Origin of the sequence: Corallococcus sp. AB045 (genome assembly GCF_003668895.1) — a bacterium.
In the GTDB taxonomy this organism is placed as follows: Bacteria; Myxococcota; Myxococcia; order Myxococcales; family Myxococcaceae; genus Corallococcus; species Corallococcus coralloides.
The window spans coordinates 60,231-78,767 of record NZ_RAWN01000016.1 but is presented as its reverse complement, the minus strand read 5'-3'; the positions used below and the strand labels follow the sequence as shown (position 1 = coordinate 78,767).

General features: G+C 70.0%; 15 protein-coding genes. 7 read left to right on the top strand and 8 right to left on the bottom strand.

The genetic code is table 11. The features are described from left to right. Both D7Y21_RS06395 and D7Y21_RS06390 read right to left on the bottom strand, forming a co-directional pair. The coding region (locus D7Y21_RS06395; RefSeq protein ID WP_121711918.1) for a hypothetical protein at positions 1 to 780 on the bottom strand (780 nt) is incomplete at its 3' end. 94 nt (positions 781 to 874) lie between these two features. Beyond that, complete coding sequence (locus D7Y21_RS06390; protein WP_147469199.1) at positions 875 to 2,956, bottom strand: hypothetical protein; 2,082 nt, start codon at positions 2,954 to 2,956, stop codon at positions 875 to 877. Between the two features lie 191 nt (positions 2,957 to 3,147). Between D7Y21_RS06390 and D7Y21_RS06385 the strand changes: the two genes are divergently transcribed. Next, positions 3,148 to 3,855, top strand: coding sequence for a hypothetical protein (locus tag D7Y21_RS06385; RefSeq protein WP_147443398.1), 708 nt, complete (start codon positions 3,148 to 3,150; stop codon positions 3,853 to 3,855). On the opposite strand, the gene D7Y21_RS06380 is transcribed toward D7Y21_RS06385, so the two are convergent. The 3 genes from D7Y21_RS06380 to D7Y21_RS06370 form a co-directional block, all read right to left on the bottom strand. Beyond that, complete coding sequence (locus D7Y21_RS06380) at positions 3,856 to 4,059, bottom strand: Sua5 family C-terminal domain-containing protein (protein ID WP_304988556.1); 204 nt, start codon at positions 4,057 to 4,059, stop codon at positions 3,856 to 3,858. A gap of 89 nt (positions 4,060 to 4,148) precedes the next feature. Continuing rightward, positions 4,149 to 5,855 carry a DUF6119 family protein gene (locus tag D7Y21_RS06375; protein WP_120567313.1) on the bottom strand — a complete coding sequence of 569 codons (1,707 nt, stop codon included), beginning with the start codon at positions 5,853 to 5,855 and terminating at the stop codon, positions 4,149 to 4,151. A gap of 104 nt (positions 5,856 to 5,959) precedes the next feature. Then, positions 5,960 to 6,925 carry an L-threonylcarbamoyladenylate synthase gene (locus D7Y21_RS06370; protein WP_120567314.1) on the bottom strand — a complete coding sequence of 322 codons (966 nt, stop codon included), beginning with the start codon at positions 6,923 to 6,925 and terminating at the stop codon, positions 5,960 to 5,962. 32 nt (positions 6,926 to 6,957) lie between these two features. On the opposite strand from D7Y21_RS06370, the gene D7Y21_RS06365 reads away from it, so the two are divergent. The 5 genes from D7Y21_RS06365 to D7Y21_RS06345 all read left to right on the top strand — a co-directional run bounded on the left by D7Y21_RS06365 (position 6,958) and on the right by D7Y21_RS06345 (position 13,210). After that, positions 6,958 to 8,373 carry a TIGR01777 family oxidoreductase gene (locus D7Y21_RS06365; protein WP_121711914.1) on the top strand — a complete coding sequence of 472 codons (1,416 nt, stop codon included), beginning with the start codon at positions 6,958 to 6,960 and terminating at the stop codon, positions 8,371 to 8,373. 70 nt (positions 8,374 to 8,443) lie between these two features. After that, on the top strand, positions 8,444 to 9,370 hold the full coding sequence (locus D7Y21_RS06360; protein ID WP_120567316.1) for an ABC transporter ATP-binding protein: 927 nt from the start codon (positions 8,444 to 8,446) through the stop codon (positions 9,368 to 9,370). Beyond that, on the top strand, positions 9,367 to 10,089 hold the full coding sequence (locus D7Y21_RS06355) for an ABC transporter permease (RefSeq protein ID WP_121711912.1): 723 nt from the start codon (positions 9,367 to 9,369) through the stop codon (positions 10,087 to 10,089). Before D7Y21_RS06360 ends, D7Y21_RS06355 begins: the two co-directional genes overlap by 4 nt. Beyond that, positions 10,086 to 11,957, top strand: coding sequence for a Gldg family protein (locus D7Y21_RS06350; protein WP_121711930.1), 1,872 nt, complete (start codon positions 10,086 to 10,088; stop codon positions 11,955 to 11,957). The genes D7Y21_RS06355 and D7Y21_RS06350 overlap by 4 nt, the downstream gene beginning before the upstream one ends. After that, on the top strand, positions 11,954 to 13,210 hold the full coding sequence (locus tag D7Y21_RS06345) for a hypothetical protein (protein ID WP_121711910.1): 1,257 nt from the start codon (positions 11,954 to 11,956) through the stop codon (positions 13,208 to 13,210). The genes D7Y21_RS06350 and D7Y21_RS06345 overlap by 4 nt, the downstream gene beginning before the upstream one ends. Before the next feature lie 3 nt (positions 13,211 to 13,213). Here the strand turns inward: D7Y21_RS06345 and D7Y21_RS06340 are convergent, their stop codons facing one another. Genes D7Y21_RS06340 through D7Y21_RS06330 form a run of 3 tightly spaced genes read right to left on the bottom strand, consistent with a single transcriptional unit; the run spans position 13,214 to position 16,537 of the window. Continuing rightward, positions 13,214 to 13,972: a GvpL/GvpF family gas vesicle protein gene (locus D7Y21_RS06340; RefSeq protein WP_120567319.1), complete on the bottom strand. Its 759-nt coding sequence runs from the start codon at positions 13,970 to 13,972 to the stop codon at positions 13,214 to 13,216. Between the two features lie 28 nt (positions 13,973 to 14,000). Further along, on the bottom strand, positions 14,001 to 14,411 hold the full coding sequence (locus tag D7Y21_RS06335) for a response regulator (RefSeq protein ID WP_120567320.1): 411 nt from the start codon (positions 14,409 to 14,411) through the stop codon (positions 14,001 to 14,003). Continuing rightward, entirely contained in the window at positions 14,408 to 16,537 is a 2,130-nt protein-coding gene (locus tag D7Y21_RS06330) for an ATP-binding protein (protein WP_121711908.1), read from the bottom strand. Before D7Y21_RS06330 ends, D7Y21_RS06335 begins: the two co-directional genes overlap by 4 nt. A gap of 449 nt (positions 16,538 to 16,986) precedes the next feature. On the opposite strand from D7Y21_RS06330, the gene D7Y21_RS06320 reads away from it, so the two are divergent. Then, positions 16,987 to 18,501 carry an FAD-dependent oxidoreductase gene (locus D7Y21_RS06320; RefSeq protein ID WP_120567323.1) on the top strand — a complete coding sequence of 505 codons (1,515 nt, stop codon included), beginning with the start codon at positions 16,987 to 16,989 and terminating at the stop codon, positions 18,499 to 18,501. The last annotated feature ends 36 nt before the right edge of the window (positions 18,502 to 18,537 follow it).

The window sequence follows — 18,537 nt, the reverse complement described above, 5'->3', positions numbered from 1 at the left end:
CTCGAGGCCCATCTGTCCCGCGCCCTTGTCCTTCTTGGGGAGGGTGGGGCGCGGGGCGCTGAGGGTGCCGCCGAACTGCTCCACGATGTCGTACTCGAGCGTGGCCACCTGCTCGCCGTTGTCGCCCGGGGTGACGGAGACGAGCTTCACGCGGTTGTGGCGCTCGCCGCCGGGGGCGCGGCGGAACAGGGTTCCCAGGGCGTCCGGCGTGGTGAGCTCGGTGCCCAGGGACCACGTCTCGCCGGGGCGCACGGGGTCGCGCGGCAGCTCCAGCACCAGCGTGGCCAGGTTGCGCGCGGGGCCCTGGAGCCCGTCGATGATGAAGCCGCGGTCGCTGAAGGTGGCGTCCTCGCCCACGCCGGCGTTGGGCGTCACGCGCAGCTGGCGCTCACCGGATTTGTCCAGCACGAGCACGTACATGTACTCGGTGGGGACGGCGGCCTTGGTGGCGGCCTTGGGCGCCTCGGCGGCGGGGGCGGCCTTGGCGCCCTTCTTCTTGTCGGCCTTGGCGGCCTTCGCCGGGGCGGACTCGGGGACGGCCGCGTTGCGGTCCAGCGCCAGGTTGAGGCGGAAGGAGACGGGCGCGTCCTGGACCAGCTTCCAGCGCAGCACGACGGCGTCCTTGGGGACGGCGGGCGCGGCGGGAACGGGAGCGGCCTCCTCGGGCTCGGGCGCGGTGGCCCCCGGCGGGCGCGGGATGGGCTCCATCTTGCCCGGCGCCTCCTGCTTGCAGGCGGTGAACGCGAGTGCGACGAGCAGACCGGACAGACTTCGCTTCACGGGACACTCCTGGGTGACCGTCGCGGGATAGCGGAGCGGACGGCGGTTGTAAAAGGGAGAACGGGCTTTGACGCGGCCCGCCGAAGTTGGGGGTTCATGGAAGGTCCGGCGAGCAGGCGCGCAGGCCGTCCGGCGCGGTGGGTGGTGGGTCGCCGGCGATGGACGCGAGGAGCGCGAGCTCGCTCGGACCCGGCAGCGTGCCTCCGCAGGTGGTGGGACAGGTCGCCACGTGTTCTTCGAAGCGTGTGCACCAGGCCTCGATGGGCGGGGGTGGGGCCGGAGGCGGCTGGGGCCCCGTGCCGCACCCGAAGAGGAACTGCCGGGTCCCTGGAGGGGGCGGGCCCAGGGGCCTGGACCGGGTGGCCATGCATTCCAGGGTGACGCGGGCCTCCGCCAGGCAGGCCCGTGCCGCGGGGGCGGTGATGCCATCGGCGGCCTTCCAATCCGCGGCGCCCGCCGCGGCGGCGGCCTGGAGTAGTGGGTCCCGGGCTCGCAGCATGCTGGACAGCAGTCGCTGCCGGACTTCGGGGGACAGGTTCCGCTCCGCGATGTTCCTGACGCGGGCCGCGGAAGGCGTGCCCTTCAGGGCCTCGGCCATCAGGTGGAGCATGCCCTCGTCGGTCGGCGTGATGCGCGGGCTCCGCTGGAAATCCAGCAGCAGGTCGAGGACCGCCTCGCGTCCGCCCAGCCGGTTCGCGTGGGGTGGGGTGAGCAGCTTCGTCACGACGGCGGGCGTGGCGGTCAGCCCGTCGAGCAGGCCGGTGTCGCGCTCCATCACCCAGTCGAGCAGGGCCTCCGCGCGTGCGGGGTCGTCGAGGCCCAGCTCCGTGCGCAGCATGCGCAGCTGCGCCGCGGTCAGCGGCTGGAGCACGTCGATGAGCTTCCTGGGAGACAGCTTCGCGACGTGGCGGGACAGGACCGACACGACGTCTCCCGGGCAGCGCGACTGGGTCTGGGCGATGGCGCGCAGGCGCGTCGCGGACAGGGTCACGTCCCGGACATCGTGGAGCTGGGGGCAGGGGACGGTTCGGGCCCAGGTCTCGAAGTCCGCGTCGGTGGCGGGGTGGCTCTGTTGCTGCTCGCGCAGCAGACGCAGGAGGGGGGCCAGGGTGGGGTGCTCACGGTGGGCGCGTTCGAGCCACGCATTCTCCAGGGGAGTGAGTGGAGGCGTGGTCAGGGCCTGGAGGCTGGGCCAGACCCCTTGATGCAGCAGCAGGAGCGCGTCGACCCTGTTGGAGCCCCGGTCCGTGGCGGCTCGCAGGAAGTCGTGCTGGAGCCCGGTGGGCTGAGTCCAGAGCCAGGTGACCAGCGACTCGGCGCGACCTTCGAGGACGCTGAACCGTTCAGGCAGACGGATGCGTTGGGCCAGGCGAATCAACTCCAGACAATGTGGGCCCGGGCAGGCCCCGTCCCTGAACAGGAGGGGGATGCCTGCGCGAAGACCGGCATCCCGGCACCCGGGCTGGAGCACCACGTCCAGGAGGCTGCCCTGGCTCAAGAGGAGGTCCGCGTGCTGGGCGCGCTGCTCGGGGGAAGCGGTGACGCCGCAGAGGAGCATGGCGGGCGTTGGCGGGCTCAAGGGATACAGCTCACGCGCGGTGGGGTGCGCGTCGTACTCCTTCCTGGCGACGCCCACGCCCTTGCGCGCGAGGTTCATGAGCTGGGTGAGGGCCTCGGTGCAGGGATGCGTCGGGGCGTAGGGCCCGGTGACGCAGTCGTACTCCCCGACGAGCTCGTGGTAGCGCAGGAGCGGATCCGCCGCCCGTCTCCAGGCATCACAGTCCACGGGCGCCACGCGGGCGTTGGAGTCCGCGCGGGTGACGAAGCCGTCGCGGCCATCCAGCAGGAAGCGCAGGTTCCGCGTGGCGGGCGTGACGCCGCGGGCTTCGAGCTTCAGGGTGGTATCTGGAGCGCGGCCTGCTTCGAGGACGGTGAAGACGAACTGGCAGCCGCCGACGGAGTGGGCGTCCGGCGCGGGAGGCCGGGTGCCGTCGGTGCAGGGCAGGGGAAGGAAGCCGACGACCGCGGGGATGTCGTGGCGATCCTTCTCCCCGAAGAAGGCCCGTTCGGCGGTGTAGAGCGCGGAGAGCTCGCACACAGCTTCGGCGGAAGGGCCTGGCTGCGCGCCAGATGCCATGGCCAGGACGACCCATAACCACCCCGTGGCGATGCCCATGTGTTTGTTCCCCTCTCCAGGGATAGAGCCTGGGCGACCCGGGCTGCTGGCCGCAAGCCCCTGGGCGTCCGGCGACCCAGCTTCCGGAGTCCCTCCGTATTCCTCTATGTCCGCGTCTCGTAAAGCGCGCGGGATGCCTGCGACGGAGGCCTCCATGGGGAGAGGCCCGTGATTGCAATTGGAGCGATGAGATGAAGCTTGGGGCTTTGGGGTTGTTGGGGGTGCTGGGCCTGGCGGCGGGCTGTGCGTCGTCGAATCCGGACAAGCCTTCCGCGCTGGAGCGGCGGCAGGCGATTCGCGATGCGGCGGACAAGACCTACCGGAGCACGGAGGGGTTCCAGTCGGCCCATTGGGGGATGTCGCCGGACGAGGTCCGCGCCGCGCTGCCGGAGGCGAGCGTGTCCCCGGATGGAACGCTGCGGTTGAAGACCACCATCGCGGAGCTTCCGGCGGAGGTGGCGCTGGGGTTCCTGGACAACCGGCTGGCGGCGGTGGACGTCTTCTTCCAGGACGTGGGAGATCCGCGCACCTTCCAGACGCTGATGCGCGATCTGCTCACCCGGAAGTTCGGGGAGCCGAAGACGGCCCGTGAGGTGAAGCGGCAGGTGAAGTGGGGAGACGTTCCCGTGCGCTTCGCCGCGGACCTGGCGCCGCTGCAGGAGGCGGACGCGACTGCCTCCGCGGAGGCACTGGAGAGCGCGCTCGCGGGGCAGGGACAGTTCAAGGTGCTCAACCGGTGGACCACGCTCGAGAGCCACGTGAACCTGACGCAGTGGACGCTGCCGGCCCGGGGCATCATGGCCATCCAGTATGAGAGCGCGAAGTACTCGCCCAGGCGCGCGGACCTCATTGGCCGCTACACCGCGAAGGCGCGGCAGGAACTGGTGAAGGACCTCTGATCAACTGTCGCGGGGCGCCGCCGCGCGGGACAGCCGGTCCCGCACGGCGATGCCCAGGCCGCTCGCGGCGGGCAGACAGGCCACGAGCACGTCGTGGCCCTGTTCGTCGGCTTCCCTGAGTCGCGCGTAGAGGACTCGCGCGGCCTGCGCCGGTTCCCCAGGCACGTCGAAGCGCTGCACGTCCGTGCGCAGTGTCAGTGACACGCTGGGCGCCGCGCGCTTGGCAGACCTGGCGGCCATTTATCGGACCAAAGTCGCGAATCAAGCCCCACGCTGGTTTGACTCTGCTTGCATCAGGAACGGACGCGACGCCGGAGCACCTTCGCGGTTGCCTGCTTGGGGGCAGGGGGCGCTGTGGCGGGCTGGGCCTGATCATTGGTCATGAGAACCTGAGCCAGTTCGACATCAAACCGTGCTCGCTGAAGCAGTCGGATGTGCTTCATGAGCATCACCTTGCTGAAGACCGGGAGAAGATCCAGTAGCGGGACTGTCTCCTGTGTTCCGATGGCATAGACAAACTTCAGGGTTCGGATGAAATCCTGAGCTGGCTTGGCGATCCCCCAGTGCGTTGCGACGCTGGCCAAGAACCGCTCCCTGTACTGCTCCATGTCGGAAAAGAGTTCTGCGGAGACAGTGGCTTGCGCCAAGAGGTGATTGAGCGTCGCTGAAGAGGAAAGCTTCTTGACGCAGAGAAGCTTCGACGAAGGTCGGTGGAATAGATCCGCGACCTCTACGCGGCTGCCCCCGTGGCCAGTTCCGAAAGAGTAGAGCTTTCGGTCGAGCAAGAGGAAGTTTTTGTCTGCGCCACAGGCTTTGTTGTAATCGCCCTCGTCATGAACCCAGACTCCCTTCTTGTTTTGGCTCAGGCGCCAAGGAGGCAGGATCGGGGTGCTGCTGAACCGGACATACTCCTTCAAGTCGCGGTCCAGCTTTTCCAGGTAGTCCCTGTCGACTTCATACCAACGCCTGTTGCTGAGAATGTACCGCCTGTCACCCAATTTCGCCTCGTGGGTGAGGTATGCGTACAGCGGCTCGATCTCAGTGCGCCTTGAGTTTCTGTCAAGATCGCTGAGTCCGAAGATTTTGATCTTCTTGAGGTCGTCGATTGTCAGCGTCTCTTTGCCAATATAATCGTAGATGCGCTGAAGCGTGATCTCGTCCACGATGGAGCTTCCGCCCTTGCCTGAGATCAGATAGCTGACGCACTCGTTGTAGTCGATCTGATCAGGGTAGGCGACAGAGACATGCGGCGCGCTCCGGCGTTTGTTCAGGACGTCGAGCATCTGATCGTCGAGCTGTTGCTTGATGCGAGAACTTTTCTCCAGTTTGACATGGTCGATGAAGGAGAAGGCCTGTTTGTACGAGTCGCTTCGATAGCGTTTGAAGAGTGTTGCGCACTTGGCTGGCAGTTCTTCGAAGTCCAGCTTGGTGTGTAGGTTGAGACTGTCGGACCCTCCGATCCGAGCACCGAGCGTTTCATCGATACAGGTGCCGGAAACGATGTGGAGGATTTCGCTGTCGAATTCGAAGCCGAATTCCCCAAGTTTTGTCTCGAGGTTCGAGGCTTCTCTTTTCTGCAAGGTCTGGACGCCCAGTTTCTTGGAATCGATTGTTCTGAGCTTGGTGGGGTCAACCGAGTTCAACGCAGTGATGAGTCCGAAGTTGAGTTCGATGTTGTCCTTGTTGATGAAGAGGTGACCGAATCCTGCGGACATGCCGAAAAAGCGCGGCCCTTCGTGGGTAGTAACCTTCAGCAGGACGAGGGCGGAAGCCGTGTGATTGCTGAGGTGTTCGGTCTCCTTGGTGGAGACGTAGCTCTCAATAAACTTCAGCCACTTCGGAGGCCGAGGCTCGGTCTTGACGAAGTAGATCTTGTGGTCTGCGTCCAGCAGCTTCTTGGTGGACTTGCTGGGTTGGTAGGCGCGGTTGCCGGCGGTACCGCGAAGGCATCCTTCGAAGGAGTCGATTTCTTCCCGGAAGAGGGTGAGGTTCAGCTTCATCTGAGAACGCTCCGAGGACGCAGCTGCGCTGTCTGGGGTTGTCAGATGAGGATCCAATCGTTCTCCGTGGGCTGCTATTACCCAGGAGAGGTATGTCTCAAGGATCAGCCTTCGCGGGGCGCCGCAGCGCGGGACAGTCGGTCTCGCACGGCAATGCCCAGGCCGCTCGCGGCGGGCAGACAGGCCACGAGCACGTCGTGGCCCTGTTCGTCGGCTTCACGCAGGCGCGCATAGAGGACCCGCGCGGCCTGCGCCGGTTCTCCCGGCACGTCGAAGCGCTGCACGTCCGTGGGCAGTGACAGTGACGCGGGGCCCAGCACTCCGACTCGCAATCCCTGTGCGCGCAGTGCTTCCACCCGCTGCACTGCTTCATGCGGCTCCGCGAGCACCACGCCCGCCCTGGGCGCGTAGTGCGACTCCAGCGAACCGGACACGCGCACCGTGGTCGACGTGCGCACGGGCACCGCGCGCCTCAGCACGCGCTCGATGTCCTCCGTCGCCAGACCTCCGGGCCTGAGAATCACGGGGGCTCCGGACGACAGGTCCACGATGGTCGACTCCACGCCCACCGTGGACGGACCTCCGTCCAGCACCAGGTCCACGTCGTCGCCCAGGTCTCGCTGCACATGCTCCGCGGTCGTCGGGCTCACCCGGCCGAAGCGGTTGGCGCTCGGCGCGGCCACGCCTCCTCCCAGCCGCTCGAGCACCTCCATCGCCACGGAGTGCCCGGGCACTCGCAACGCCACCGTGTCCTGGCCGCCTGTCACCGCGTCCGTGGCCTTTGACGTGCGCCGCAGCACCAGCGTCAGCGGACCCGGCCAGAACGCCCTCGCCAGCGCCTTCGCTTCGTCCGGCACCTCACGGGCCCACTCCGGCAGGTACTCCTCATCCGGGATGTGGACGATGAGCGGGTGGTTCGCCGGCCGGCCCTTGATGGCGAAGACGCGGCGCACGGCCAGCTCGTCCTCGGCGTTGGCCGCGAGGCCGTAGACCGTCTCTGTTGGCAGGGCGATGACACCGCCGTGCCGCAGCAATTCGACTGCACGGTCGAGGAGGTCGGGAGTAAGCATGCTCGGGTCGCACTGTCTCCCCTGGAGAAACCATGGGCAAGTCGCACGTTTTCGATGCGCGCAGCCAGATGCCAGTCCCCGCCGCCGACCTCTTCTCCTGGCACACCCGCGAGGGGGCTTTCGAACGCCTGTCGCCCCCCTGGGAGACCGCTGAAGTCGTGGACCGCTCCGGCGACGGCATCCGCCCCGGCGCCCGCGTCGTCGTGAAGCTCCACCTGGGCCCCATCCCCCAGCGCATGGTCGCCGAGCACACCGCCTACGTGGAGGGCTCCTCCTTCCAGGACACCCAGCGTGAAGGCCCCTTCGCGAAGTGGATCCATGACCACCGCATGAATCCCTCGGGCCCCCAGACCTCCGTCCTGGAGGACTCCATCCAGTACGAGCTGCCCGTGGGCACGCTCGGGGACACCTTCGGCGGGGGCTACGCGCGCAAGCGCCTGGAGCGGATGTTCGCTTACCGCCACACGCTCACCCGCGCGGACCTGCGCCGCCATGCCGCCTTCGCGAATCAGGGCCCGCTCACCGTGGCCATCGGCGGTGCGTCCGGCATGCTGGGCTCCGCGCTGGCGTCGTTCCTCACCACCGGCGGCCACCGCGTGAAGCGGCTGGTGCGCGGCCGTGCGAACGCGGCGCGCGGGGACATCTCCTGGGCTCCCGACAAGGGCACCGTCGACGCCGCGGGCCTGGAGGACGTGGACGCCGTGGTCCACCTGTCCGGCGCCAACGTCGGCGAGGGCCGGTGGACCGACGAGCGCAAGCAGGAGATCCTCAAGAGCCGCACCGAGAGCACCCGCCTGCTGTGTGAAACGCTGGCCCGCGCCACCCGCAAGCCGCGCGTGCTCATCTGCGCCTCCGCTGCCGGCTACTACGGCAGCCGGGGCGAAGAGGAGGTCACCGAAACGTCCGCCTCCGGTGACGGCTTCCTCGCGGACGTCACGCGCCAGTGGGAGGCCGCCACCAAACCCGCCGAGGACGCGGGCATCCGCGTGGTGCACCTGCGCATCGGCGTGGTGCTGGACGCGCGCGGCGGGGCGCTCGCGAAGCTGGCGCTCGCGACCCAGGCGGGCGGCGGCGGGCCCGTGGGCTCCGGACGCCAGTGGCTGAGCTGGGTGTCCCTGGAGGACGTGCTGGGCCTCATCCAGCTCTCCCTCTTCACCCCGTCCATCCGGGGGCCGCTCAACGCCGTGTCCCCGAACGCGGTGCGACAGGGCGAGCTGGCGAAGGTGCTGGGGAAGGTGCTCCACCGTCCGGCGGTGTTCCCGCTGCCCGCCGCCGTGGTGAAGACCGTGTTCGGGCAGATGGGCGAGGAGACCCTCCTGTCCAGCATCCATGTCCTGCCCACCGTGGCGCAGGCCCATGGCTTCTCCTTCCTCCTGCCCGGCCTGGAGGAGGCGCTGCGCTTCACGCTGGGCCGGACCACCGACGGCGCGGAATACCACCACGGGTGAGCCCCGTGCTTGACACTCCTCGGGAGGGGCGACAGAAGTGCGCCGCTTCCTCTCGCGTCGAGGAGTCCTGATGATCCAGGTCGAAGGGCTGACGAAGTTCTACGGCGAGCACGCGGCCATCCGGGACCTGGCCTTCACCATCGGCCAGGGCGAGGTCATCGGCTTCCTGGGCCTCAATGGCGCCGGCAAGTCGACCACGCTCAAGATTCTCGGGTGCGTGCTGCTGCCCACCTCGGGCCGCGTCGTCATCGACGGGCACGACGTGGTGAGCCAGTCCCACGAGGTGCGCCAGCGCATCGGCTACCTGCCCGACGTGCCCCCCGTCTACGAGGAGATGACGGTGGGCGAATACCTGGCCTACGTCGCCCGGCTGCGCGACGTGCCCGCCAAGGCCACCGCGTCCCACGTCGGCGAAGCCGAGGAGAAGACCGGCCTGCGCGACGTGCACGGCGAGGTCATCTCCACGCTCAGCCACGGCTACCGCCAGCGCGTGGGACTGGCGCAGGCGCTGGTGCACAAGCCCGCGCTGCTCATCCTCGACGAGCCGACCAGCGGTCTGGATCCGCTCCAGATCGTGGAGATGCGCGACGTCATCCGCGGCCTCAAGGGCGCGCACACGGTGCTCGTGTCCAGCCACATCCTCCCGGAGATTTCGCAGACGTGTGACCGGCTGCTCATCATCCACAAGGGCACGCTGCTGGCGCAGGGCAGTGAAGAGGAGCTGTCGCGAAGCCTGGGCGGTCCGTCCATCGTGCTGGAGGTGCGGGGCGACCGGGCAAGGGCGCTCGAAGCGTTGCAGGGCTTCGGCGCGGTGGAGGTGCGGGAAGGGGACCGTGGCGTGCTGGCCCTGAAGGTCGCGGCGGCGCCGGACTTGCGGCCCCAGGTGGCGCGGGCGGTGGTGGGCGCGGGCCTGGAGTTGCTGCGATTGGACGCGAACGAGGGACAGCTGGAGGCGCTGTTCCTGCGCCTGACGCACGGGCAGGAGGTGAAGGCGTGAAGGCGCTCCTGATTGCTCGCCGCGAGCTGGCCGGCTACCTGCGCACGCTCAGCGGCTACGTCATCCTGGCCATCATCCTCGCGGTGAACGGGCTGTTCTTCAACGCGTACGCCCTGGGCGGCGCGAGCAAGCGCTCCGCGGAGGTGCTGTCCGGCTTCTTCTACTACTCCAGCGGCTTCACCATCGTGGCGGCCATCCTGGTGTCCATGCGGCTGGTCGCGGAGGAGCGCCAGACGGGCACGCTGCCGCTGTTGTACGCGTCGCCGGTGCGGGACCGGGACATCGTGCTGGGCAAGTTCCTGGCGGGGCTCGCGTTCCTGGCGCTGTACCTGCTGCTCACGCTCTACATGCCGCTGCTGGTGCTGGTGAACGGCAAGGTGTCCTTCGGGCACGTGGCGGCGGGCTACCTGGGGTTGCTGTTGCTGGGCAGCGCGTCGCTGGCGGTGGGCACGTTCGGGTCGTCGCTCGCGAAGAACCAGCTGCTCGCGGCCATCTTCTCCGCGGTGATGCTGGTGGCGCTCATCCTGTGCTGGCTGCTGGCGCGCATCACCGAGCAGCCGCTGTCCGACGTCTTCAGCGCCATGTCGCTGTGGAATCAGCACTTCCCCCCGTTCCAGGCGGGGATCATCCACGTGCGGGACGTCGTCTACTACCTGGTGGTCACCTACGTGGCGCTGTTCGCGGCCACGCGGGCGCTGGAAGCGCGGAGGTGGCGATGAGCGCGCCGGCTTCTTTCGGGACGGGGCTCGCCGCGACGGGGGCGTTCGTCGCGGGGCTCGTGGCCGTGTTCCTCGCGGAGCGCGTGCTGGGCGTGGGCTCCGGCCGCGTGGCGCTGGCGGCGCTGGGCACCGCCGTGGTGGTGGCCGCGACGGCGTGGCGCGCGGTGCGGATGATCGCCGCGCCCGCGGACCGGCGCGCGCTGGAGCGGTGGGTGCTCACGCTGTACGTCGTGGGGCTGGCCGCGCTGGTGCTCTACTTCGTGAAGGGGGACGTGGGGACGGCGCTCCTCGGTGAGCCGCTGTCGCGTGCGTCGCCCCGGCTGTCGGTGGTGCTGGCGGTGCTGTTCCCGGCGCTGTTGTTGTGCGCGCTCGTGCCGCTGGCGATGGTGGAGGCCGCGCTCGTGGCCATGGCTCGGGCGCCCGTGCCGGAGACGGGCCGGGTGAAGAGCGCGCTGTTCTCCGGTCTGGGCATGGCGTTCGTCATCGTGTTCGCGTTCGCGGCGACGTACGTGGCGACGCAAGCGGGCGCGACCTGGGACCTGTCGTACTTCCGGACCGCGAAGCCGGGTGATGCGACGCGCAAGCTGGTGCGCGGCCTCAACGAGCCCTTGCAGGTGACGCTCTTCTTCCCGCCCGCGAACGAGGTGGGCGAGGCGGCGCGGCAGTACTTCCGCGACCTGGAGCCGGAGAGTCCGCAGCTGGGCGTGGAGTCGTTGGACCAGGCGGTGGAGCCCGCGCGCGGCAAGGCCCTGGGCGTCAGCAACAACGGCTCCGTGGTGCTGGCGCGGGGGGACCGCAAGGAGATCCTGACCCTGGGCCTGGATCCGGAGCGTGCGCGCGGGCAGCTCCAGCGACTGGACGCGGAGGTGCAGCGGCGGCTGCTGGCGGTGGCGAAGCCCCGTCGCATCGTCTACCTCACGGGCGGCCACGGGGAGCGCGCCGACACGCGGCCCGTGCCGGGAGAGGCGGCCCGGCCGTCGGTGGCGCAGTTCAAGGAGCTGCTGCGCGCGCAGAACGTGGACGTGCGCACGCTCACGGTGGCGGAGGGGCTGGGCTCGGCGGTGCCGGGCGACGCGGCGATGGTGGCGGTGCTGGGGCCCACGCGGGAGCTGCTTCCGGAAGAGGGCTCCGCGCTGCGTGAGTACTGGGAGCGGGGAGGGCGGTTGTGGATCGCGCTGGAGCCGGATGGCGCGGCGCTGGAGCCGTTGCTGCAACCGATGGGGCTCAAGTCGCTGCGCGTGCCGCTGGCGAATGACCGGGTGTACTTCCGCACCACGCGTCAGCAGAGCGACCGAGGCAACCTGGGCACGGCGAGCTTCTCCTCGCACCCGTCGGTGACGTCGCTGTCCGCGCTGGGTTCGCAGGGCGCGGTGGCGTTCATGGGGGCGACTGCGCTGGAGCAGGTCACGCCGCCCGTGCCCGGCGTGCTGCTGGACACGAGCGTGCGCGCGCACGGAGAGACGTTCGCGGACCGCAATGGCGACTTCGAACCGGAGCCGGGCGAGGTCACGAAGGCGTGGCCGCTGGTGGTGGCGGTGGAGCGGCCCGCCGCGGAGGGCAAGCCCGCGCCGCGCGCGGTGGTGATGGCGGACGCGGACGCGCTGGGGGACGGCATCCTGGGCAACGTGGGCAATGCGTATCTCGCGGTGGACACGCTGCGCTGGCTCTCCGGCGAGGAGGCGCTCTCCGGCGTGACGACGAGCGAGGAGGACGTGCCGTTGCAGCACACTCGCTCGCAGGACGTCGTGTGGTTCTACGCGACGGTCTTCGGGATGCCGGTGGCGGTGCTGGCGGTGGGCTTCTTCGTGACGCGGCGGCGCGGACGGCGCGCGCCCCGGAGCACCGCGGTGGCGGGAGGTGCGCGATGAAGGCGCGCGACGTGGCGGTGCAGGGCGTGCTGGCGGGCGTGGCGCTCGTGGCCGCGTTCTTCGTGTGGCAGCGCGAGCCTTCGCGTGCGCCGGGTGAGGTGACGGTGGAGGACGCGCGGGCGAGCGCGCTCGACCGCATCCGGTATGACGAGGAGACGCGTTTCGTGGAGCTGTTCCGCGACCCCCAGGACCGCGACACCGTCTGGGTCCGCCTGGGCGACAAGCCCGCGAAGCCACGTGCCGAAGCAGGAGGCGCCACGGAGGCCGGCGCACCCACCCGTGATGCGGGCAGTGCCGCGCCTGATGCAGGAGCATTGGCCCACGCCTCGGAGGCCGGCGCACTCGCTGGTGCGAGCGACGCGGGACGTGCCGCGCTCGATGCAGGAGCGCTGGCCCGCGCGACGTCCGATGCTGGCTCGCCCGCGACTGCCGGTGCCAACACGGGCTCGCTCCCGGCGGTCAGTGACGGAGGCACCCAAACGGGCGCACTCGCGAACGCTTCCTCCGACGCGGGGACGCCCGCGAGCCCCGCCCCCGTGCCTCCTCCCCGCGAGCTGCGCGGCAACGACGTGGCGCTGAAGCTGTTCTCCCGCTTCGCTCCGCTGCGCGCGCAGCGGGACCTGGGCGTCCTGGACGACAAGAAGCTGGAGGAGATCGGCCTCGCGAAGACGGAGCGCGGGCTGACGCTCACGCTCGACGGAACGCCCAGGACGTTCCGCCTCGCGACGCCCGCTTCGGGCTGGGGTGCTCCCTACCTCCAGCGCACGTCCGACGGGCACGTCTTCCTCCTCGGCCCGGGACTGCTGCCGGACCTGGAGGCCGCGTCCAGCCGGCTCGTGGACCGACGGCTGCACACCTTCGACGTGGACGGCTTCGACCACATCGTCATCTCCACCGGCACCACGTCCCGCGCCTTCGTCGCCAGCGGCAAACCGCCGGGTGCCGTGCAGCTGTCGCCCGTGGACGCCTCCGGCACCCCGGACGACTTCGCCCGCAACTGGCATGACCGCCTGTGGCGCCTCACTCCCGTGGAACTCCTGGGCCGGGGCGAAGCCCCTCCGGGCCCGGCCCCCACGCCCGCCTTCCGCGTGGAGTACCAGCGCGGCGGCAAGGCCGTGGGCGAGCTCTCCATGGCGAAGACGCCGGACGGCTCGTGGTACGCGCGCACGGAGTTCACCCCCGGCTGGACACGCATGGGCGGCGGCCTGGAGCTCCTGGCCGACGACGCCGCGAAGCTCACCGCGCCGCGCTGAGGCTCACGGCTCGGCGGACACCGACTCCACGTCCAGCCGCACGTCCACGAAGCTGTAGGCCGGCCACGGCCCCGTGAACCGGAACGTGTACGCGTCCAGTCGCGCCACCAGCGACTGCACCCGTGCCTCGAACGCGGCCACCCGCGTGCGGTCCACCAGCCAGGCCGCGTTGAACATCATCCGCTCACCCAGCGGCGGCGCTTCGTGCGTGGCCTCCGCCAGTGGCCGCAGGCCCGCCCTCAGCCCGTCCAGGTCCTTCCGGGTGCAGTCGTGCAGCGCCGCCTCCAGCCTCGCCTCGTGGTCCTCTTCCAGCTCCGCGGGGCCGCGCGCCAGCTCCGGCCGCGCCTCCAGCAACCTGCGCGTCAGCGCGTCGCCGTGGCAGTACACCTTCAGCCCCAGCTCCACCCGGCCCTCCAGCTCGGACAGCGCATGGCTCAGCGGCGCGCGCGCCACGCGCAACAACTCCCGCACGCGCTCCTCGGAGGGCAGCACCGTCCCGAAGGCCACCGGCACCAGCGTGTGCTCGCGCACCACGGCCTCCGTGACGCGCTGGTGCATCAAGAGGTTCGCCCGCGTGGGCACCACCCTCGGGCCCGCCACGTCGGACACCAGCGCCGCGAGGCCTCCCTCGCGCACCAGCCGCACCGGGGCATCACCCAACCCCGCGAGCTCCGGCGCCCCTCCGCCGTCCTCGTGCACGATGCCGTAGAGGTAGTGCGCCCGCCCCTCGCGCGAGGACTCCTCCTGGGTCTTCGTCGTCATGACGTGCCCCCTCCGTACAGATGCGGCTTCAGCGCGCGGATGCGGCCTCGCGCAGGGCGATCATCTTCTTCACCTGGTCCACCAGCGCGTCCGGCAGGCACGGCTTGGTGACGTACGCATCACACCCGGCCTCGTTCGCGTCCTCCGAGTGGCCCTTCAGCGCATGCCCCGTGAGCGCCACCACCGGGATGCCCTTCGTGCGTGCGTCGCCCTTCAGCCGGCGCGTCGCCTCCCAGCCGTCCATCACCGGCAGTGACAGGTCCATCAGGATGACGTCCGGCGCCAGCTCGAAGGCCTTGTCCAACGCCTCCTGGCCGTTCTTCGCCTCCGCCACGCGGAAGCCGGAGAACTCCAGGTACTCCGCGTACATCTCCCGGGCATCCTGGTAGTCGTCCACCACCAGCACGAGCGGCTTTGTCTTTTCCGGGGTGTTCGTCATGTCCGTCTCGCACGTCTTGGAAAGTGCAGGGTGAAGGTCGAACCCTGGCCCGGGACGCTTTGGAGGGAGACGCGTCCCCCCAGCATCGCCGCCAGGCGACGGCAGATGGACAGGCCCAGGCCCGTTCCCCCATAGGCACGCGTGGGCGAGCTGTCCACCTGCTGGAAGTCCTCGAAGATCTTCTCCTGGTTCGACACGTCGATTCCGATGCCTGTGTCCTTCACCGAGATGGCCACGGTGCCGGTGCCGTTCTGATACTCCGCCGCCACGTGCACGCCGCCCTCGTGCGTGAACTTCAGCGCGTTGGACAACAGGTTGAGGACGATCTGCTTCACCTTCTGTCGGTCGCTCCACACCCCCGGCAGCCCTTCATCCAGGCGCGTGTCCACCGTCAGCTTGCTGCGCGCGATGATGGGGTCCATCTCCGCCATCACCTCCTGGAGCAGCTCCGGGATGCCGAAGTCCGACAGGTGCAGCGGCATCCGCCCCGCCTCGATGCGGGTGATGTCCAATATCTCGTTGATGACCTCCAACAGGTGCCGCCCGTTGGAGTCGATGCGCGTGAGGTTCCTTCGCTGCGGCGGCGTCATCTCCCCGGACACGCCCTGCAAGAGCATGTTCGTGTAGCCGAGGATGGCGTTGAGCGGCGTGCGGAACTCATGCGACATGTTGGCCAGGAACTGCGACTTGGCCGCGCTCGCCTGCTCCAACTGGATGGCCTGCCGGCGCAGCTTCTCGTTCTGCTCCGCCAGCTCCGCGGTGGCGGACTGCACGCGAGCCTCCAGCTCGCTGGAGACCTCCTTCACGCGCTCCAGGAGCCGCGCCCGCTCCAGCACCTCCGTGCGGTCGTGGAACACGGTGACGATGCCCGTCAGCTCGCCCCCGTCCCCCAGCACCTTGTTGGCCATGGCCTCCATGGGCACGGGCGCGCCGGTGTCCGGGTCGTCCAGCGTCAGCTGGCTCTTCCAGCGCGACACGCCCGCGTTCACCGGCCCCAGCAGGTTCGCCAGGAAGGACGCGAAGAGGGCGTCGTTGGCTCGCACCCGGCGCAAGGTGGCCTCGCCGCCCGCGGCCTCGCCCGCCGTGCCCCGCTCGTGAGGCCAGGCGAAGAGGCGCTCGGCCGGGTCGTTCATCATCACCATGCCGCCCGCCGGGTCGGTCAGGATGATGGGGTCCGCCACCGAGTCCAGCACCCGGTCCAGGCGGTGGCGCTCGCTCCGGGCCTCGCGCTCCGTGGCGCGCAGCTGCCGGTAGCTCTCCCCCAGCGCCTGCGTGGCGCGGCCCAGGTCCGTCAGGTTGCGCAGCACGCTCACCACCACGGACGGCCCGTCCGGCGCCAGCACCGGCGTGGTGGCCAGCTCGAAGAGCAGGTCCAAGCCCTCCAGCGGATCCACCAGCGACACCTCGCGCCGGTGCACGGACGTGCCGCCCTGCGCGAGCGTCTCCCGGAACAGGCGCTGGTTGAGCTCCACCGCCCGCGTGCGGCCGGGGCTTGCGTCCGGGCCCGCCACCAGCAGTCCCTCCGCGCGGGCGTTGGCGAAGAGCAGCGTGCCCTCCGTGTCCGTGAGCAGCACCGGATCCGACACCGCGTTGATGACCCGGCGCAGCAGCCGGTCCGGCTCCGGACGGCGCGGGGCCCGCGCATCCGAGGCCAGCTGCCGGGCCAGGAGCGGCCCCGCGCACGACGCCACCCACGCCACGTCCTCCGGCACGGCCGGGCCGGGCAGCCCCACCACCAGCAGCGCGGCCGCGGGCGCTCCGGAGCGGCCCAGCGGCACCGCCAGGAACCCGCCCGGCATCGCCGCGCCCTCCACCGCGTCCGCCGCCAGCCACCGCGCCCCAGCCCGATTCCGGAAGCCAGCGAGCGGCGAACCCTGTGCGTCCCACGCCCGGGCCAACGCGGCCTGCTGCGCCCCCGTCAGTCCTTCACTGGCCAGGCACGCGGACGCACCCGCGCCATCCCCCGGCCCGACACATGCGGTGGGCGAGCCATGTCTGCGCGCGAGCCACTCCACGACCGCTCGCGCACAGGTGACGGCGGACTCGCAGGCGAGCAGGTGCTCGGCGAGCACGAGGCGCGCCCCGGGATCGGCTTCGGCGGGGGGCAGCGGGGCTGGAGACGCCACGACCTTACGCTCCGGGTGAAGGGGGACGCGGGGAACGACCGCGTTCCTGCGAGTCTGCGGTGCGGACCTCCGAAAATGCCACCACGATGCGCGTCTGCCCCTCCAAAGGAGAGGCTCGGCCCAGGACCTCCAGGGCCGGCGTGTCGAAGCGCAAACCCCTGTCCAGCAGGCGGTCCAGCACATCCACCAGGCTGGCCCCACCAGCCACGCGTTCCACGGGCATTCTGCGCATGCTCCTTGGGTCCGCCCGGCGCGGACCTTCGGGTCCAAGGGGCGTTTTAACGCGCTGGCGACATCGCACCCCAGCCCTGTTCACGCTCGGCCCCTGACTGACCAACACCTGGGGCGAAGCTCTGTTGGATCGCGAACGCCCGACGCTGGGCAACCGGCCGGGCGGGGCTCGGCAGGCGTGGCTTATGCCCTGGGAAGCGGATTCCTAGCCTTCCCTCATGAATGACGAGCGCCAGCACAAATCCCTCTGGACGGTGACGACGCTTCCCCGGGACTTCCCCTCCCTGCCGGGCGACCTGGACGTGGATGTGGCCATCATTGGTGGGGGCATCGCGGGCCTGACGACCGCCTGGCTGCTCAAGCGCGCTGGCAAGAAGGTGGCCGTGCTGGAGATGCACCGCGTCCTCTCCGGCCAGACGGGACAGACGACCGCGCACCTCACGGAGCTCTTGGACACGCCGTACACCACGCTCCTGAAGGACTTCGGTGAGAAGGGCGCGCACCTGGCCGCGTCGTCCAGCCGCGCCGCCATCGAACAGATTGCGTCCCTGGTGGAGACGCTCGCCATCGACTGCGGCTTCACCCGCGTGCCGGGCTTCCGCTATGCGGAGACGGAAGCGGAGCTGCGCGACCTGCTGCACGAGGTCTCCGCGGCGCGGCAGGCCGGACTGCTGGCGTCCTACACGAAGGAGGTGCCGCTGCCCTTCCCCGTGAAGGGCGCGCTGCGCGTGGAGGACCAGGCGGTGTTCCACCCGCGGGAGTACCTGCTCGCGCTCGCGGACCGCATCCCGGGAGACGGCTGCCACCTCTTCGAGAACACCAAGGTCGTGGACATCCATGACGGCACGCCCTGCCGCGTCGTCACGGAGAAGGGCACCGTGACGGCGCAGGCCGTGGTGGAGGCCACCACCACGCCGCTCAACCGCGTGGCCATGCACACCAAGCTCTACCCGTACCGCACCTACGCGGTGGCGGCCCCGCTGGATGGGCCGCTGGAGCCGGGCCAGTACTACGACAGCCGCGACCCGTATCACTACATCCGCACGCAGCGGGTGGACGGCGTGCCCTACGTCATCGTGGGCGGCGAGGACCACAAGGTCGGCAGCGAGGAGGACACCACGTCGTGCTTCGCCGCGCTGGAGGCGTACGCACGCGACCGCTTCCCCGTGAAGCGCATCACGCACCGCTGGTCCGGCCAGATCATCGAGTCCGCGGATGGCCTGCCCTATATCGGCCGCAACGTGGGCAGCCGCCACGTGTACGTGGCCACGGGCTTCTCCGGCACGGGCATGACGTTCGGCACGCTCGCGGGCATGGTGGTGTCGGACCTCATCCTCGGCAACGAGAACCCCTACGCCGCGCTGTACGACGCGGGCCGCGTGAAGCCCAAGGCCGGCGCCAAGGACTTCATCCAGGAGAACGCGGAGGTGGCCTTCCGCTTCGTCGCGGACCGGCTGTCCAAGCCGGACGGACGCCACCTGTCGGACGTGGCGCCGGGCGAGGGGAAGATCCTGGAGGTGGAGGGCCGCAAGGTGGCCGTGTACCGCGAGGAGGACGGCACGCCGCACGCGGTGTCCCCGGTGTGCACGCACCTGGGCTGCCACGTGCACTGGAACAACGCGGAGCGCTCCTGGGACTGCCCCTGCCACGGCGGCCGCTTCAGCCCCACCGGGCGCGTGCTCAACGGCCCCGCGGTGAAGGACCTGCCGTCGCGCAAGCTGCCGGTGAAGTGAGAAGTGCGTGCGGGTGGGCTTCCCTTCGGACGGTCC

Bases quoted from the DNA above. Each gene is read 5' to 3' on its own strand.
- D7Y21_RS06390 (WP_147469199.1), bottom strand. From the start codon at position 2,956: ATGGGCATCGCCACGGGGTGGTTATGGGTCGTCCTGGCCATGGCATCT.
- D7Y21_RS06385 (WP_147443398.1), top strand. From the start codon at position 3,148: ATGAAGCTTGGGGCTTTGGGGTTGTTGGGGGTGCTGGGCCTGGCGGCG.
- D7Y21_RS06375 (WP_120567313.1), bottom strand. From the start codon at position 5,855: ATGAAGCTGAACCTCACCCTCTTCCGGGAAGAAATCGACTCCTTCGAA.
- D7Y21_RS06370 (WP_120567314.1), bottom strand. From the start codon at position 6,925: ATGCTTACTCCCGACCTCCTCGACCGTGCAGTCGAATTGCTGCGGCAC.
- D7Y21_RS06365 (WP_121711914.1), top strand. From the start codon at position 6,958: ATGGGCAAGTCGCACGTTTTCGATGCGCGCAGCCAGATGCCAGTCCCC.
- D7Y21_RS06360 (WP_120567316.1), top strand. From the start codon at position 8,444: ATGATCCAGGTCGAAGGGCTGACGAAGTTCTACGGCGAGCACGCGGCC.
- D7Y21_RS06350 (WP_121711930.1), top strand. From the start codon at position 10,086: ATGAGCGCGCCGGCTTCTTTCGGGACGGGGCTCGCCGCGACGGGGGCG.
- D7Y21_RS06345 (WP_121711910.1), top strand. From the start codon at position 11,954: ATGAAGGCGCGCGACGTGGCGGTGCAGGGCGTGCTGGCGGGCGTGGCG.
- D7Y21_RS06340 (WP_120567319.1), bottom strand. From the start codon at position 13,972: ATGACGACGAAGACCCAGGAGGAGTCCTCGCGCGAGGGGCGGGCGCAC.
- D7Y21_RS06335 (WP_120567320.1), bottom strand. From the start codon at position 14,411: ATGACGAACACCCCGGAAAAGACAAAGCCGCTCGTGCTGGTGGTGGAC.
- D7Y21_RS06320 (WP_120567323.1), top strand. From the start codon at position 16,987: ATGAATGACGAGCGCCAGCACAAATCCCTCTGGACGGTGACGACGCTT.